At 34.6% G+C, this 16110-nt stretch carries 14 protein-coding genes, 1 tRNA gene and 1 pseudogene; 6 read left to right on the forward strand and 10 right to left on the reverse strand.

From position 1 onward, the window contains the following. Positions 1-211 precede the first annotated feature (211 nt). Positions 212-439, forward strand: a complete 228-nt coding sequence (locus tag EKM00_RS12710; RefSeq protein WP_126454454.1) for a CDGSH iron-sulfur domain-containing protein — start codon at positions 212-214, stop codon at positions 437-439. 112 nt (positions 440-551) lie between these two features. Here EKM00_RS12710 and EKM00_RS12715 read toward each other — a convergent pair whose 3' ends face one another. Beyond that, a complete protein-coding gene (locus EKM00_RS12715) occupies positions 552-1418 on the reverse strand; it encodes an NAD(P)-dependent oxidoreductase (protein ID WP_126516440.1) in 867 nt (288 codons plus the stop codon). A 1055-nt stretch (positions 1419-2473) separates the two neighbouring features. On the opposite strand from EKM00_RS12715, the gene EKM00_RS12720 reads away from it, so the two are divergent. Both EKM00_RS12720 and EKM00_RS12725 read left to right on the forward strand, forming a co-directional pair. Beyond that, positions 2474-5662 (forward strand): TonB-dependent receptor, encoded by a 3189-nt coding sequence (locus tag EKM00_RS12720; RefSeq protein WP_126516441.1) that lies wholly within the window; start codon positions 2474-2476, stop codon positions 5660-5662. A gap of 116 nt (positions 5663-5778) precedes the next feature. Next, on the forward strand, positions 5779-7125 hold the full coding sequence (locus tag EKM00_RS12725; protein WP_126516442.1) for an alkaline phosphatase family protein: 1347 nt from the start codon (positions 5779-5781) through the stop codon (positions 7123-7125). On the opposite strand, the gene EKM00_RS12730 is transcribed toward EKM00_RS12725, so the two are convergent. Both EKM00_RS12730 and EKM00_RS14815 read right to left on the reverse strand, forming a co-directional pair. Beyond that, a complete protein-coding gene (locus EKM00_RS12730) occupies positions 7117-7728 on the reverse strand; it encodes a Crp/Fnr family transcriptional regulator (protein ID WP_126463158.1) in 612 nt (203 codons plus the stop codon). The two genes, EKM00_RS12725 and EKM00_RS12730, sit on opposite strands and share 9 nt — an antisense overlap. Positions 7729-7975: 247 nt before the next feature. After that, positions 7976-8223: pseudogene (locus tag EKM00_RS14815) on the reverse strand (IS1595 family transposase); the annotation flags it as partial. A 632-nt stretch (positions 8224-8855) separates the two neighbouring features. Between EKM00_RS14815 and EKM00_RS15105 the strand changes: the two are divergent. Beyond that, the gene (locus EKM00_RS15105) at positions 8856-8990 is read left to right on the forward strand and encodes a hypothetical protein (RefSeq protein ID WP_255416650.1); all 135 of its coding nucleotides are present in this window, start codon (positions 8856-8858) and stop codon (positions 8988-8990) included. A gap of 194 nt (positions 8991-9184) precedes the next feature. On the opposite strand, the gene EKM00_RS12740 is transcribed toward EKM00_RS15105, so the two are convergent. The 3 genes from EKM00_RS12740 to EKM00_RS12745 form a co-directional block, all read right to left on the reverse strand. Further along, positions 9185-10051, reverse strand: coding sequence for an IS3 family transposase (locus EKM00_RS12740; RefSeq protein ID WP_199734697.1), 867 nt, complete (start codon positions 10049-10051; stop codon positions 9185-9187). Next, positions 10051-10485 carry a helix-turn-helix domain-containing protein gene (locus EKM00_RS14820; RefSeq protein ID WP_199734699.1) on the reverse strand — a complete coding sequence of 145 codons (435 nt, stop codon included), beginning with the start codon at positions 10483-10485 and terminating at the stop codon, positions 10051-10053. The genes EKM00_RS12740 and EKM00_RS14820 overlap by 1 nt, the downstream gene beginning before the upstream one ends. A gap of 86 nt (positions 10486-10571) precedes the next feature. Further along, positions 10572-10648: transfer RNA gene (locus EKM00_RS12745), tRNA-Met, on the reverse strand. 152 nt (positions 10649-10800) lie between these two features. Between EKM00_RS12745 and EKM00_RS12750 the strand changes: the two genes are divergently transcribed. Continuing rightward, on the forward strand, positions 10801-11193 hold the full coding sequence (locus tag EKM00_RS12750; protein WP_126454440.1) for an START-like domain-containing protein: 393 nt from the start codon (positions 10801-10803) through the stop codon (positions 11191-11193). Positions 11194-11247: 54 nt separating this feature from the next. After that, positions 11248-12087, forward strand: coding sequence for an aminotransferase class IV (locus tag EKM00_RS12755; RefSeq protein WP_126454438.1), 840 nt, complete (start codon positions 11248-11250; stop codon positions 12085-12087). Here EKM00_RS12755 and EKM00_RS12760 read toward each other — a convergent pair. The 4 genes from EKM00_RS12760 to EKM00_RS12775 form a co-directional block, all read right to left on the reverse strand. Further along, on the reverse strand, positions 12084-12644 hold the full coding sequence (locus EKM00_RS12760) for a YqgE/AlgH family protein (protein WP_126454436.1): 561 nt from the start codon (positions 12642-12644) through the stop codon (positions 12084-12086). The genes EKM00_RS12755 and EKM00_RS12760 overlap by 4 nt on opposite strands. A gap of 119 nt (positions 12645-12763) precedes the next feature. Continuing rightward, positions 12764-13036, reverse strand: a complete 273-nt coding sequence (locus tag EKM00_RS12765) for an HU family DNA-binding protein (RefSeq protein ID WP_073017033.1) — start codon at positions 13034-13036, stop codon at positions 12764-12766. Between the two features lie 179 nt (positions 13037-13215). Next, positions 13216-14163, reverse strand: a complete 948-nt coding sequence (gene fmt, locus EKM00_RS12770) for a methionyl-tRNA formyltransferase (RefSeq protein ID WP_126454434.1) — start codon at positions 14161-14163, stop codon at positions 13216-13218. Then, positions 14163-16058, reverse strand: a complete 1896-nt coding sequence (locus EKM00_RS12775; protein WP_126516443.1) for a RecQ family ATP-dependent DNA helicase — start codon at positions 16056-16058, stop codon at positions 14163-14165. The genes fmt and EKM00_RS12775 overlap by 1 nt, the downstream gene beginning before the upstream one ends. Between the last annotated feature and the right edge of the window lie 52 nt (positions 16059-16110).

Consider the following 16110-nt stretch of genomic DNA (forward strand, 5'->3'; position numbering starts at 1 on the left):
GTATGGACAGAGAGCGAGTTATACTAACCAAATGCTGTTTGTGTAGCAGTAAAACGATTTTTATACCTTTCAGTTAGCACGTATTGGACCTTAGATTTTTATAATATAGAACTAATGTAAATTAGTCTTTTGGTTGAGAAAAGAGAGATAATTTGTACTCCGTTAGCATATATTTTGCAATCTTTGGCCTCAAAAAAAATCAAACTGCATTATGAGCAAGACAAAATTAACAATCAATCGCAATGGTTCTATAAAAATAGAAGGCGATTTTGAAATAACAGACTGCGAAGGAAAAACATACGGATTAGAGGGAAGAACGGCGTTGGGTCTTTGCCGTTGCGGACTATCGGTAAACAAGCCTTTTTGTGATGGTTCTCACCGCAATGGTTTTGAACATGAATCAGCTGCATTCGACTTGCCTCCGATGAAGATTAAGTAATATCATTTTTACAATTAAATAATAAAAGCTACATCTTTATGGGTGTAGCTTTTCTTGGTTAATATTTAAACCAGTTAAACACAATGATTTATTCGCTGAGTTTACTACTGTTTTAAAATGATTTACTTTTTAAACTACTGATAATTGCCATCACATCTAAATCGCCTAATCCTTCTTGCTCTGCTGCGGCATAACTGTCGTACAAAGGATGAATCAACGGAGAATTGAGTCCGGCTTCTTTGGCAAGTCTTAAATCTTTGACTAGATGTTTCAACGCAAATGCAGCAGGATAGGAATCGTTCAGAATGGAAGGTGTTTTAATATTCGTAATTCCATTGCCGCAAGCACCTTGATTGATGATGTTGAGCATGTCTTCTTTGCTTACGCCGTTTTTCTCGGCAAATAAAACCGTTTCGGCTACTCCTTGAAGATTTAATCCTAATAGGTAATTGATGGCTAATTTAGCAGAACTTGCTACGCCAGGTTCCCCTACGTGAATCGCAATTTTACCCAAAACCTCAAATATGGGTTTGGCTATTTCGAAATCTTCAGCCGAAGCCCCCACAAGAATGACTAACGTTCCGTCTTGTGCTGGTTTCACACTGCCAGAAACGGGAGCATCTATAAAATGTACCTGATGTTGGTTGCAAATGGTGTTTAAATAACGCGAGGTTTCTGGAGCAACCGTACTCATATTGATGATGGTTTTGCCAGGATGTGCTTCAGATAATAAACCTGTTGGTCCTTCAAAAACTTCTTTTACCGCCGCGTCGTTGGACAGCATCGTCAAAACTACGTCGCATGTTTGCAGTAGTTCGTGCAAACTGCTTGCTGATTTTGCTCCTGAGGCCAGTAACGGTGCTTCTTTCTCTTTGGTACGATTGAAAACGGATACTTCAAAACCGGCTTTGAGTAGGTTCATAACCATTGGATTTCCCATGTTGCCAAGGCCTATCCATCCTAATTGTATTTTATTCATGTTTATTAGTGCTAAATGATATCTTTCTTTATAGATGTGACTTTATTGTTGGGTGTATATGCTTAGAAAAGTGACCCTAAAGTACCGTTTATTTTTGGAAAGAAACATAAAATAACAGTTGGAACGGTAATAATTATAAACATTCAAGTGAACGGGTTTTATAAATTCAGGTACTCCAATATAAAAATCAGTAGTTTATAGCGTGTAATTCCGGATGTTGCTCTGGTTAGCGTCCAAAAAAGTTTTTGTTTTTTATTTGTTTTCGGAGCATAAAACATCATTCCTATAGTTGAAGTCTTAGGGGTCTACTGGATAAACAATAAAAAACCCTAACATATTGATGTTAGGGTTTTGCTTTGGTAGCGAGACCGAGATTTGAAATCGGGACCTCAAGGTTATGAATTTGATGTTTTTATCAATTAAACACCAAGTTATATACTGTTGCAGAGCTATAAAATTAAGTAATCGTGTACAAATTCGTGCACGATTGATAGTAAAAGTTTAAGTTAAATTAATGAAAATTAATGAATGTTAATTTACTTATTATGGATTTTATTTAATTCGTTGAAAATTTTGGATTCTAGACTTTTACATGAGTGTTTTTAATATGTAAAACTAAATATTTTATTCCCTTCACAGTTATCATAAACCCTTAATAAAGGTCTCGCTGACCCCTATTACAGCGTGAATATCTTCCAAAGTATAGCATTTATTTAGCTGTCCGTAAGTTAGGTCTACAAATTGATCATAAGTCTTTTACTTACTGCACCCTGTATAGCTTTTGTGTTGTTTGGCACAAGATTCAAGCATCCAGCAGGGTCCCAAGTCAATAATTCGTCGAATCACAGGTTTTTTGGTGTATTTGCTGCGTCTGAATAGGACCATTATTTATTTTGCAAAAACAAAAATATGGGATTCTCAGACATTTTTTATTTTAGACTTTCGGATGACAGTATTAAAAAATATGAAAGTCAAAGTTAAGATGTTGGTTCATGTTAAAACTTAACATGTGTTTCAATTGATATTAAAATAGTTTCGCTCAATAAATTAAAAATATGAAAACAAAAAACTTTTTAAACAACAAAAATCACCGACAAAAAATTAAATTTGGTCTTACCTTCTTGGCAATTTGCTTCGGTATGCTTTTCTCTTACGGTCAAGCTACCAATGCCTCTATTAAGGGAACTGTGAAAGATTTAAATGGCGAGCCTTTAATTGGCGCAACGATTATTGTTAAGAATAATGCTACCGGATTTACTACTGGATCTATTAGTAATGAAGAAGGAAGTTACAAAATACAGCAACTTCCCCTTGGTGGACCTTATACGGTCATAGCTCAATATTTTGTCTATCAGGAGAGAACTCAGGAAGGTTTTACCTTAAATTTAAGTGACGTTTTAACGGTAGATTTCATTTTACAAGAGTCGACGACTACTCTAGATGAAGTTGTGATATCCTCAAACAATTTGTCTAAAAGAATACAACAAATTGGATCTTCAACAAAAATTGGAGCCGGGCAGATTAAAAACCTACCCACAGAAGGTAGAAACTTCACAAGGTTAACTAGTTTATCTCCATTACAAGGAGGAGGAGATATTAATTTGGGCGGGCAAAGACGTACCTCTACAAATGTGACAATCGACGGGGTTAATTTTAGAAATACCTTAACAGCAGGCGAAATTGGTGGCGGCCCGTATACCATTTCTCAAGAAGCAATTAGAGAATTTGAAGTGTCCACAAATGATTATGACGTTGCACAAGGTCGCCAAGGTGGGGGTTCTATTACCTCAGTAACGAAATCGGGAACTAATGAATTTAGTGGTAGTGCTTTTTTCTATCATAGGGCAGATGCACTCCAAAGTAAATTTACGATACAAGGACAAGAAAGGAATGCAGACTTCTACAATTCCCAGTACGGCTTTAGTCTGGGTGGACCAATTGTAAAAGATAAATTACACTTTTTCATGGTATATGAACGACAAGATGCCGGTGATCCGCAATTTATAGCAAATATCCAGAATGATGACGATGCCAACCGTTTAGGAATTTCGCAGGCAAATTTAGATCGTTTTTTACAAATAGGAAGAGACAGTTATGGCTTAAGTAATTCTCAGCAAATAGGGCAATTTGATAGAGTTACTGAAGCAAACAACTTATTCTTAAAGTTAGACTGGCAGATTAATGATAAACACAGATTAACACTTAGAAATCTTTACAACAAATGGGACAATCCTTTTAGCGTTAGTGATGACTCAAATATTGAAGTTGCAGAATCATTTTCTAATTTTAATTCTCAAGAGAATAGCACTTTTCTATCCTTACGCTCTATGTTTTCTCCTAGTGTAACCAACGAGCTTAAAGTTCAGTATCAACGTTCAGAACGTATTTTTGGACCAAGTTCAGAACTACCATCACAAAATATACCAAGAGCAATAGTGCAAGTACAATCCGTTTTACCAAATGGAAACAATAGAAATTTAAGTGTACAATTAGGTGGTCAGCGTTATTCCCCAGAAACAAATCTGGAAAAGCAACTCCAATTTGCAAACACCACCTATGTTAGCGCTGGTAAATATAATTTTACTTTTGGAACAGATAATTTAGTTACCTATCTAGAAACGCAATTATCTAACGAGCAAAATGGTCGGTTTTTCTTCGATTCGTTAGATGATTTTGAAAATTTAAATCCCTCGAGATACGCAAGAGAAGTTCCACTAAAAGGGTCCTCATTAGTAAAACAAACGGTATTAGATCTATCGCTTTTTGCTCAAGTAGAGTTTGATATTAATCCGAATTTGAATTTTAGTGCTGGAGTTCGCTATGATGCAACGGCTTTTCTAGATTCCGCAGAATTCAACCCTTTGGTGTTTGAGGAACTAGGAATACGAACGGATCAAAAACCAGAAGATTTCAATAATATTCAACCAAGGTTTCAGTTGACATGGAATGTAAAGGGTGAAAATAAAGATGTTTTCAGACTTGGTGGAGGTGTTTTTAGTGCACAACCACACTATTATGCGCAAGTAAATAATATTCAAAACAGCGGTACTTTGTTAGGTGCTATAGATGTTACTGGTACAAACGTGCCTGTGCCAAATTTCCCATCGTATAGAAATGATCCCAGCACAGCACCAGGTGTACCAGCAGGAGTAACGCCATTTTCAACGATAAATGCAGTAAGCCCTGATTTTAATGTGCCAACAATTTATAAAGCAAATATTAATTACACTCACTTTTTTGGAGATCGGTACAGCTTAGGATTAAATGCAATTGTTAGTCATACTACTAATAATTATGTTTACCAAGAAGCAAATTTAGTTCCTGAGCCATTTTTTCTGACGTCTAATGAAGGAAGAGAGGTTTTTGTGCCAGCGAATACTATTCCTTCAAACGGTAGAGCGGACTGGATCAACTCTAGAATTTCGGATCAAGTAGGAAGAACTTTAGTATTAACTTCTGATGGAGTCTTGGACAATCTAGCTTTCGTTTTGGAAGGAACTGCAAGAATTGGAAAAGATGGTTATGTAAATGCTAGCTTCACAGTAAACACCAGTAAAGATAATTCATCCTATAATTGTTGTGTGGGAAATACATCTACTTTTCTTCCAGTCTCTGGAGATCCAAGAGACCTTAATTATGGGTTTTCAGATAATCACTTTGATACTAAATTGGTTGTTAACGGTGCCTCACCTACTTGGAAAGGGTTTACTTTAGGTGCCACTATCATTGGAGATGGAGGTTCACGATATTCTTTTCAATCTGGAGGTAACAGAAGTACGAATGGCGACTTTAATTTAAGCAATGAAATTGCCTATGTTTTTGATCCCAACAACCCTAATACTCCTCAAAACATTATTGATGGCTACAACGAAATATTAAATAACCCAGAAACTCCAGATGGATTTAAAAAGTATTTGAGAGAAAGCTTTGGTTCTTTTGCAGAGCGTAACGGCGGAAAGAACCCTTTTAGAGCCCTAGTAGATTTAAGACTTCTAAAAAGTTTTAAAATTCCAAAGACCAAACAAGCTTTAGAATTATCGGCTGACGTTTTCAACTTTATGAACCTGGTAAATAAAGAATGGGGAAGAAATAATAATTTCGGCAGAACAACAAATTTAATGAATACAACTGGTTTTGACCAGGCAACTAATAGCTACCAGTACAACGTTAACACAGGTGTGGCAGCTGAACCCATCAATGGTACTCCCTGGCGTTTGCAATTAGGAGTACGATACTCTTTTTAATTAAGCGTTTTTTAAAAATAACTTGGGCAAATCAAGCCCAGTTCTTTTTATATCAAGCCATGAATATGATGTTACAATTCGTTAAAATTATCAATTATAAAATAAATACTTTAAAAATGAAAAAAATTCTTTTATTACTTCTAGTTACACAACTTAATTTCGCCGTTAAAGCACAAGATAAAGCAATGTCGAAATATGTTGTTTTAATTTCTATTGATGGTTTCCGACCAGAATTTTACCTTGAAGAAAAGTGGCCAGCACCCAATCTTAAAAGTATGGTAAAAGAGGGTACTTATGCATTAGGGGTGCGAAGTGTGTTCCCGTCCGTAACCTACCCTTCCCATACGACCATAATTACAGGTGCTTATCCAGCGACTCATGGTATTTATTATAATAGCCCTTTTGAACCAGAAGGACAAACAGGACGTTGGTATTGGGAAAGCAATTTAATTAAAACCGAAACCCTTTGGGATGCCGTACGAAAATCCGGAAAAACAAGTGCAAGTCTTATATGGCCTGTTTCTGTGGGTGCGCCAATAGATTATAACATTCCAGAAGTTTGGACTTTAGATAGTAGTTATGGGAGAATAAAGCCCATGGAAGATAATGAAACACCCAAAGGACTCTTAAAAGAAATGGAGCTTGCTGTTTTAGGAAAAATGGATACCATTACCTTTAATGGTGACTATTTAAACCGTGAAGATCGTACAGGGGAAATGGGTGCCTATTTACTTGAAAAGTACAAACCCAATTTAATGACCATTCATTTAATTGCAACAGATCATTTTCAGCACGAACAAGGCAGGAATGGTGAAAAAGTCTTTACTTCAATTGCAGCAATAGATCGCGCCATTGGTAAGATTAAAGAGGCCGCTGAAAGAGCTAAAATTAGTGAAGAAACTACTTTTATAATCGTTGGTGATCATGGATTTGTTGATATACACTCCGCTATAAGTCCAAATATATGGCTAAAAGAAGACGGTTTATTGCAAGAAAACACGACACTCTGGAAAGCAAAATTTCATACTTCAGGCGCAGCTGCTTTTTTAATGTTAAAAGATAAAAAAGATAAAGTGACCTTAGACAAAATTCGAAAAAAATTGCATTCCTTACCAAACTCCTATAAAAAACTATTTCGCATTGTAGAAAGACCAGAACTAGATGCCATCGGAGCAGATCCTAATGCTATTCTCGCACTTGCTCCGATACCTGGTGTAACTATGTCAGCTTCTACTAAGGGTAAAGTTATCACTGCAAGAAGTGGCGGTACGCATGGTTATTTTCCTGATTTCAAGCAAATAGAAACTGGTTTTGTAGCTTGGGGTGCTGGAATTTCTTCCGGAAAAGAAGTGTCAAAAATGGGACTGGAAGATATAGCTCCATTAGTGAGTGAATTACTAGATTTAAACTTTAAAACAGAAGATGGAGTCCTATTTCCAGGAATTCTCAAAGCTTCAAATTGATTTTTTCTTAAGTATGGTTGAAATAGTTTGTCGGGTGGCCCCAGAAAGGTCACCCACATCTTTTTGAGTCAATAGCTTGAAAAGTAAAAATTGCTCTCCCTTTGCATCATGAACTTCAATATTGAAAAACTTCCTTACAAATGAAATTCTGTCTTCAATTTTATTTCCCGTAATATTTCCCATTTTCATTTCTGAAATACACCAACGCTTTGTAAGATAGGATAAAAACCAATCCGATAGATAAGGGTCGTTGCTTATCGTTTTTTTAAAAAAAGAAATTTCATATTTTCTTATTTTAGTGTCTATCAAGGTTTTTGAAAATTCAAAGAACTGCATGTTCAGATATCTTAGATTTCCAAAAAAATCACCTTTGTGCAGAATATCGTAAACAAACTCCTCTCCTTGTTCAGAATAACTTCCTAATTTTACAGCTCCTGAAACTATCTCGTAAATAAATCCTTCGTCATAAGGTGGTTGGTAAACATAAGTATGTTTTTCTATTACACTTTCAATATTTTCAATACTTCTTTCATTTTGTAGATTGGTTTTTAAATAACAATAAAAATTAAAGGATTTGTAATACTCATTATTGGGACGTTGCATTCTTTACTGATTTTTGATAATAATAGTAAAAGTAAATGACTAAGAGTATTCCTAAGTTATATAAACATTATGTATATAAAATTAAACCTGCAGTATTAGTTAAACAACATTTTTAAAATTATTTTTCTGTTTCTAGAACTCTTCAATTGTCTTCTAATTTAGGGCTGAATGCCTTTTTTTTTATTGTTCCAAATTTAAATAGATCTCTACATCTGCTCTCGTGGTATAAGTTTATTGAGGTCGGTATTTAATCACATAGTATTTCTTGATGAGTAATATTCTCTGATTTCACATCCTTTTGATTTAATTATTAAAGATTGTGTCTTTGTTTTGAGAACGATTAATTAGGTAATAAAATTCATGAAAATAGCTGTTAATATTAGTCTCACCTATCCAAGAATAAGCTGTTGGTATCCAAGATTTCACTTGATGAATTATAAGATGTTATGCTTTAAAATTAGACCGTTCATCAACTAATATTTGTGTTAGGTCATAAGAGAGCGTTTAGGAACTGTAATTTGGGAAATAGAAGTGTAAGCGTTGACTAAATATCAATCAATATTTCCAATCTCATTATCATCACTATCCAGTAAATCAAAAGTTCTAATAAGGTTGATGATGGCAGGATCAATTTTTACTAGTCTATTAACTTCAATTTCTGTTTTAGTGAGTTGTTTTTAAACTTTTTCAAACCTACATCCAAAAACAATTCTTTCTTTACGGTTTTCCACATTTGGGTGAAATTTTTTTATTTAAAGTTTCGTTACATTTATTTTAAATCAAAATAGAATGCTTTGATTGCGGAAATGTAAATAAAGGAGATTCCCAATGATTTTACAATACCCACTTTCAGTGATATTTGAAATTTATCCTATAAACAAGAAAGTTCATAAATCACTTTGATGTAAAGCACATCTTTGCGTTAACGTTTTTTTCTACCGTTGACAAGGATTAATGGTTTTATTGTATAATTTTCATACAGTAAACAAGAATCCCGTTAACGGAAATTAGTTTACCGTAAACGGGAATATAACCTCTCGTCTATATCATGAACACTCTATTGGAAAAGCACCGGAATTAATAAAGTGTATCGTTTGAAAATTTTTCGGAAAACCTATTTTACTTGAATGGAAAGAGTAATGGAAGGCGAAACTAAAATGGTATCACCGCATTCTTCTTATGAAGTTTTGAAAAAGTACTTAGATCCTAAACTTTCATCTGTGATCGCAAACGGGACTTTGGAAATTAAGATATTTGACTAAACAGAAAAGGTACACATGAAAACTACATTGCATGTATGCCGTGTCTGTATCATACTTAAAGAATTATATCAGCTCAATTCATAAAATTCGGCACTTCGGTGCGCACTGGAGTAATCAGAGGGCGATGTTTTTTGAATTTATTGTCTAGTCCTAAAAAAACGATACATGATTAATAAAAAATAAAATTACAATTATTAAACAGTAGTAAGCAAAAGTTTACTGCTGTTTTTTGTTTTATAAGTTCTCATTTTAATTTGATTTTGTAAGTGCATTTGATCTGGAGTCAGCATATAATTTGAATAATGTGGTCGTTGCGTATTGTAAATATTAATTGATTCTTTGACAATTCGTTTGATAACACTTAATTCTAGATTGTATTTATCAATCATGAATTCTTGTTTTAATATACCATTTATTCTTTCAGCTACAGCATTTTCATATGGATCAGAATTTTGTGTCATACTTGGAAGTATTCCATTTTTACTCAAAACACTTTGGTAATCATTAGCACAATATTGCAATCCTCTATCTGAGTGATGAATTAACGGCATTTCTTTGTTTTTTCTTTGTCTTATCGCCATTTTTAGAGCCATAACACTACTCTCTGTATTCATATTGTCTGCCACATAATATCCCATTATCTTCTTAGAATAAGCATCTGTAACAATGCTTAAATAACGTGGCTTGTCTCTTTTTCCAATGTAGGTTATGTCGGAGACCCAGACTTGTTCGGGTCTGTTAATTTCTAAATCAAGAATATAATTTTGGTGTTTTCTAAATCGATGATGAGAGTTTGTAGTTATATGATAACTCCGTTTGGGTTGTATCAATAAATGATTAGCTCTAAGAATATCAAATAGTTTATCCCTTCCAATATTCATTAATTGAAACTTATTTAATAAAATATGATAAGACTTTTTTGTTCCTAATCTTGGCATGCTCTTTCTGATTTCAAGAACCATCGAAACCACTTCAATAGCTTTGGCTTCTTTGATGGTTTTTCTTTTAATTCTTCGATAATAAACCTGTCTGTCTATCCCGAACAAATTACAGGCGAACATTATTGTTTGCTGTTCTTTTTGTCTAAAATGGTCGATTGTCCGGGGGGAGAGTTTTTTCGTATATCAATTTTATATTCTTCTTCAGCGATATCGATCATCATATCAAAAATGATAGCTTTTTTATCGGCAACAAAAGCTTGTTGTTCCAAAAATGACTTCTGTTTCTCTAGAAGTTTTACTTTGGCTTCAAGCTCCATTATCTTCTGTTCTGGAGACTTTGTCATATTAAAAGGTATTTGATTTTCCCAATCAAAGTTACCAAATTTTCTTAGCCATTGTACAACCGTCTTTCTACATTGAATACCATACTTCTTTGTAGCTTCTGTACTTGTAAGTTGTCCTCGTTCTATTTCTTGAACAATTTGTAATTTAAAAGAAATTGTGTAGTCTTTTTGGGTGCGCTTAACATAGCGAGTTTCTTCATCTTTTTCCATTAGGATACTTTTTGTGTATCGCTATTTCAGGACGGGACATATTTCCAATAAAAAACCCTAACATATTGATGTTAGGGTTTTTGCTTTGGTAGCGAGACCGAGATTTGAACTCGGGACCTCAGGGTTATGAATCCTGCGCTCTAACCGACTGAGCTATCTCGCCATAATTAGGGAAAAACCTTCCCTGAATGCGGGTGCAAATATAAAAATAAAAATATTGGATGCAACTATATTTTTAATAAAAAAATATATTTTTAAAAACACTTTTTTTATGTAGTTATATTCTATATATTTCCGAAAAATTAAATGTAGGTCATGGATCAAAAAGTACGTTACGAAATCGAGTTTCCCATAAATTCTTCTCCACAATTATTGTATCAGTATATCTCTACTCCATCAGGTTTGTCTGAATGGTTTGCAGATAATGTAAACTCTCGTGGTGAATTTTTTACTTTTATTTGGAAGGATTCCGAAGAAAAAGCAAGGCTTGCCTCTAAGAAAGCAGGTGAGAAAGTAAAATTCAAGTGGGTCGACGAGAATAGTAAAGACACGGAGTACTTTTTTGAATTGCATATTTTAGTAGATGAACTCACTAAAGATGTTTCTTTAATGGTGGTAGATTTTGCTGAAAAAGACGAGGTAAACGAGGCCACACTATTGTGGGAAAATCAAATATCGGATCTTAAACATCTAATTGGATCTGTATAGTAAAATCATATTTTATGACTTATATTTGCCTTGAATAAAATTTAGGGCTTTTTTATGATTAATTTTAATGGAACTATTGTGTCTCAGGACACCAATGTATTGTTTCAAAACCGTGCTTTTCTATATGGTGACGGTGTTTTTGAAACAGTTAAAATAGTAAATAATACAATTCTTTTTCTAGAAGATCATTATTTCAGGTTAATGTCTTCTATGCGGGTGGTGCGTATGGAAATCCCAATGAATTTCACCATGGAATACCTGGAGGAACAAATTCTCTCTTTAGTAAAAAAAACGGGTCTCTCTCTTTCCTCCCGAGCCAGAATTACAGTATATAGAAACGATGGCGGGTATTATTTGCCGCAAAATAATACGGTTTCTTTTTTGATTCATTCAATAGCGCTTGAGAATACTTTGTATTCAATTGAAAAGAAAGAATATGAAGTAGATTTATACAAAGACTTCTATATCACAAAACAATTGCTATCGTCGATCAAAACGACTAATAAAATTATTAATATAACAGGAAGTATTTTCGCTAATGAAAATGGCTTGGACAATTGCTTAGTACTTAATGATAGCAAGAATGTAGTAGAAGCATTGCAAGGGAATATCTTTATGCTAATGGGTGATAAATTGATTACGCCGCCGGTTTCTGAGGGGTGTTTAAACGGCGTTATGAGAAAACAGATTTTAAGTTTGGCTAAAAAAATAGAAACTTTAGAGGTTGTCGAGGAAGTGATCTCTCCGTTTGACCTGCAAAAAGCGGATGAATTATTTATAACAAACGTAATAAAAGGGATTCAACCCGTAACGCGATACCGCAAAAAAGTATTTACAACTCACGTATCGACTCAATTATTAGAAAAACTCAACGAAATAGTCCGAAATGCTTAATTTAGGTATGGATTTTCTGGAGCATTAGACCAGATGAGGTATTCGCCGCCTAATTCCATAATCTGTTCTTTCCAGAAATGAGTGGCTGATGTTCCAATTATTTTGTTTTCATAGCTGTTTGCCGTTATAATCCACGAGCGACTTTCCATTTCGCTTTCTAGTTGGTTTTCATGCCAGCCGGTATAACCTAAAAAGAATCGGATATTGTCTTTGCTTATCTCTCCTTTATTGATGAGCTCTTTAGTTGCTTCAAAGTCACCACCCCAATATATTCCGTTAGATATTTCAATGCTATTTGGAATTAATTCAGGGATATTATGAATGAAATACAAGTTGTCTTGTTCTACCGGACCACCATTATAAATCTTAAATCGTGCCGCTATCTCCGGAATTAAATCGTGGATAGTGTACTTTAAAGGTTTGTTAATTATGAAACCTACAGATCCTTCTTCATTATAATCAGCTAATAAAATTACCGATCTATTGAATGATAAATCCCCAATTATTTTAGGCTCTGCTATAAGCAAATATCCTTTTTTTATCTTATCTGTTATCATCGGATTAGATTTTTTATTAAATTTAGGTTTTTTATTTTAAGGGAGCCATATAAAATCGGTGAAACGTATAAAAAAACCTTCCAGATGGAAGGTTTTGTTATATTTAGGAAGGATAAAAATTAGTTTACTGCACCTTCTAATTCTGCTCCAGCTTTAAATTTCACTACATTTTTAGCAGCGATTTGAATAGTTTTTCCTGTTTGAGGATTTCTACCGTCTCTTGCAGCTCTGGCAGATACTGACCATGATCCGAAACCTACTAAAGATACTCTACCACCTTTTTTCAAAGTTCCGCCTACGTTACCTAAAAATGACTCTAAAGCTAATTTTGCTGCAGCTTTTGTAATTCCTGCATCAGCAGCGATAGCATCGATTAATTCTGATTTGTTCATAATAATTAGTTATTAATTGTTGGTTAAAAAAAATTGTTAATACACAAATTTAGTAGGAAATACGTTCCTTGCAAGCGTTTTGTGTTAATTTAGAGTATTTTGTTGATAACTTATTTTTTTTGTTGATAAAGTAAAGATTGTTTCTTGTTAAAGTGTATGAGGTGCCCTTTTTGTTGGTGTTAATAGACTTTTGCGTCAACAGAAAATACAATCCCGTTCAGAAATTCAGAAGTATTCATTTTCTTTTTGCCTGGAAACTGTAAAGTAAGTATTTGGATAAATCCTTTTTTTACAGCTACCCTCATTTCTTTTTTGGTGCAAATTAAACTCCCGACAGCATAATTATGTTCCTCAGTGATTAGTTTGGCTTCGTATAGCTTTACATTCCACTCTTCGTTCTTGTCGCCAAAATAACTCCAAGCCGCTGGGTGCGGACTCAAACCTCGTATCAGATTGTTTATTTCCGGCGCTGATTTTGTCCAGTCTATTTTGCAATTCTCTTTGTTGAGTTTGTAGGCTGTTCTGGTGTTGGCAGTATCTTTTTGAATCACTGTTGATACACTTCCTTTTTCGATCAGTGCCAAAGTGTCAATGACGGTCTGGCTTCCTAATTCCATTAATCGGTCATGCAAATGTCCCGCATTTTCGGTTTCATCAATTGGGATTTCCGAACTTAAAATCATTGCGCCCGTATCAATTTTATCATCGATAAAAAAAGTGGTGACACCCGTTTTAGTTTCTCCATTAATGATTGCCCAATTTATGGGTGCCGCGCCGCGATAATTCGGCAGGAGCGAAGCATGAAGATTAAAAGTGCCGAAAGAGGGCATTTCCCAAACTACTTTTGGCAACATTCTAAACGCAACTACAGTTTGCAAATTAGCATTCAACGCTTTTAATTCAGCTAAAAAAGTTTCGTCTTTTAGGTTTAAAGGCTGCAATAAAGTTAGATTATTGGCCAGTGCGTATTCCTTTACTGCTGAGTATTTTAATTTTTGTCCGCGACCTGCGGGTTTGTCTGCAGCTGTAATGACACCCACAACTTCGTAGTTGTTTTTCAGTATCGTGTCTAATATTCCCACGGCAAATTCAGGCGTACCCATAAAAACTATTCGTAATTTTTCCATTATGATCGTAAAGTATATTTATTATTTGGTTTAACCAAAATTGTGTTGTTTTCTAGTAAATCCTGAAGTACAAAGATAACTTCGTCCGGACTATTTTTAGTTTTATTTTGAATGTCTCTTGAGTTTAAATCTTCTGCTTGTAATAACGCAATTATTTCTTTGGAAAGCACCGATACCTCTTTTTTCTTTATTTTTTTAGTAATGCAAAAGGAGCAAACGCCGCAATCAACGGTTGTTTTTTCGCCAAAATAATTTAGAATCAACTTATTTTTGCATACTTTTTTTTCACTTATATACTGAATTACGGATTGAAGCTGTTCTTTTTTTAACTGATTTTGATTTTCTAAATGCTTCGAAACTCGATTGATGGTTCTGTCATCTTCCCGAACTTCATTGAAAATTAATGTGGCGTCATTATTTTTCGAATGGTACTCTATAATTTTCTTTTCTTTTAATTTATGTAAAACAGCCTGAATTTCAGTTTCCTTATGGGTTGATTTTTTAGCAATCAGTTGCAGGTTGAATGCAGTTTGCATTTCGTAAATTCCCGGATAGGTGCGCAAAATGGCTAAAATAATTTCCTCGTCATTTGGATTTAAACTCATATACCGAATCACTTCTTTGGAGGAAATAAGAAACTGCATGGTGATTTTTTCTGAAAATTCTTGAGACAGGCTAATAATTCCTTGTCGGTCCAGGAATTGCATTGCATGATACGTTTTTAAGGTTGGGAATTCATATTTTGAACAAAAATGATGCAAATTGAAGGTAAACTGTTCGTTGATTCCTTCTCCGTAAGCGATTTGAAAATAATTGCAAAGCTTGATATACATGAGATTCAAAAACTTTTTATCAGGAAGAATAGTGATAAATTGGCTTTGAGCCTGAATGATGTCAGAGGGGCTGGTTAATAAAACCGCAAAAGCTCTTTCTCCGTTTCTACCCGCACGTCCGGCTTCTTGATAATAATTTTCCATGTTTTCCGGAAGCTGAATGTGAATGACCGTTTTTACATTGGCTTTGTCAATTCCCATTCCAAAAGCATTGGTTGCCACAATAACCTGTACGTCCTCATTCATCCAGGATTCCATGTTTTTATCTTTTTCTTTGGACGAAAGTCCGCCGTGATAATACGTAGCTTTAAATCCTAATGAATTCAATTGAGAGGAAATATCCAGACACGATTTCCTGTTTCGTACATAAATTATGGAAGGTTGTGGATTTTTCTTCAGGATTTGTTCGATTCGGAACAGTTTATCCTCGACCTCAAAAATCATATAAGCAATATTTTCTCTGGCAAATGATTTTTCAAAAATCTGTGGTTTATGTAGTCCCAGTTCTGCGATGATATCTTCTTTGACTCTTGGCGTTGCAGTGGCGGTCAAGGCTAAAAATGGTACTGTTGGAAAATGCTTTTTTAGTTCTGAAATTTTTAAATAAGCTGGTCGAAAATCATGTCCCCATTGGGAAACGCAATGCGCTTCATCGATTGTGATTAAATGGATGGGAAGATTTTTTATTCGTTCTAAAATCCAATCGGATTGAAGACGCTCTGGCGATAAATAAAGGAATTTGTAATTTCCGAATTGGCAATTGTCTAATAAATCAATCATTTCCTCGGATCGAATTCCGCCTGTCAGCGCTATGGCTTTGATGTTTCGCTGTTGCAAATTGGCGACTTGATCTTTCATGAGCGCTACCAATGGCGAGATAACCAGGCAAATGCCTTCTTTCATCATTGCCGGAATCTGGAAACAAACTGATTTTCCACCGCCTGTTGGCATCAGTGCAAAAGTATCTTGACCACTTAAAACGGAATCAATGATTTCCTTTTGCAGTGACCTGAATTTGTTGTGCTTCCAATATTTTTGAAGAATAGCTTCTGCTTCTTGCATAGAGTATAGATTTCATTTCATTGAAAAACAGTCCAAAGCATAAATCCTAAAC

This window comes from Flavobacterium sp. RSP15, from assembly GCF_003968755.1.
Classification (GTDB): Bacteria; Bacteroidota; Bacteroidia; order Flavobacteriales; family Flavobacteriaceae; genus Flavobacterium.

Coding starts and splice junctions, on each gene's coding strand:
- EKM00_RS12710 (WP_126454454.1), top strand. CDS start 212: ATGAGCAAGACAAAATTAACAATCAATCGCAATGGTTCTATAAAAATA.
- EKM00_RS12715 (WP_126516440.1), bottom strand. CDS start 1,418: ATGAATAAAATACAATTAGGATGGATAGGCCTTGGCAACATGGGAAAT.
- EKM00_RS12720 (WP_126516441.1), top strand. CDS start 2,474: ATGAAAACAAAAAACTTTTTAAACAACAAAAATCACCGACAAAAAATT.
- EKM00_RS12725 (WP_126516442.1), top strand. CDS start 5,779: ATGAAAAAAATTCTTTTATTACTTCTAGTTACACAACTTAATTTCGCC.
- EKM00_RS12730 (WP_126463158.1), bottom strand. CDS start 7,728: ATGCAACGTCCCAATAATGAGTATTACAAATCCTTTAATTTTTATTGT.
- EKM00_RS15105 (WP_255416650.1), top strand. CDS start 8,856: ATGGAAAGAGTAATGGAAGGCGAAACTAAAATGGTATCACCGCATTCT.
- EKM00_RS12740 (WP_199734697.1), bottom strand. CDS start 10,051: ATGTTCGCCTGTAATTTGTTCGGGATAGACAGACAGGTTTATTATCGA.
- EKM00_RS14820 (WP_199734699.1), bottom strand. CDS start 10,485: ATGGAAAAAGATGAAGAAACTCGCTATGTTAAGCGCACCCAAAAAGAC.
- EKM00_RS12750 (WP_126454440.1), top strand. CDS start 10,801: ATGGATCAAAAAGTACGTTACGAAATCGAGTTTCCCATAAATTCTTCT.
- EKM00_RS12755 (WP_126454438.1), top strand. CDS start 11,248: ATGATTAATTTTAATGGAACTATTGTGTCTCAGGACACCAATGTATTG.
- EKM00_RS12760 (WP_126454436.1), bottom strand. CDS start 12,644: ATGATAACAGATAAGATAAAAAAAGGATATTTGCTTATAGCAGAGCCT.
- EKM00_RS12765 (WP_073017033.1), bottom strand. CDS start 13,036: ATGAACAAATCAGAATTAATCGATGCTATCGCTGCTGATGCAGGAATT.
- fmt (WP_126454434.1), bottom strand. CDS start 14,163: ATGGAAAAATTACGAATAGTTTTTATGGGTACGCCTGAATTTGCCGTG.
- EKM00_RS12775 (WP_126516443.1), bottom strand. CDS start 16,058: ATGCAAGAAGCAGAAGCTATTCTTCAAAAATATTGGAAGCACAACAAA.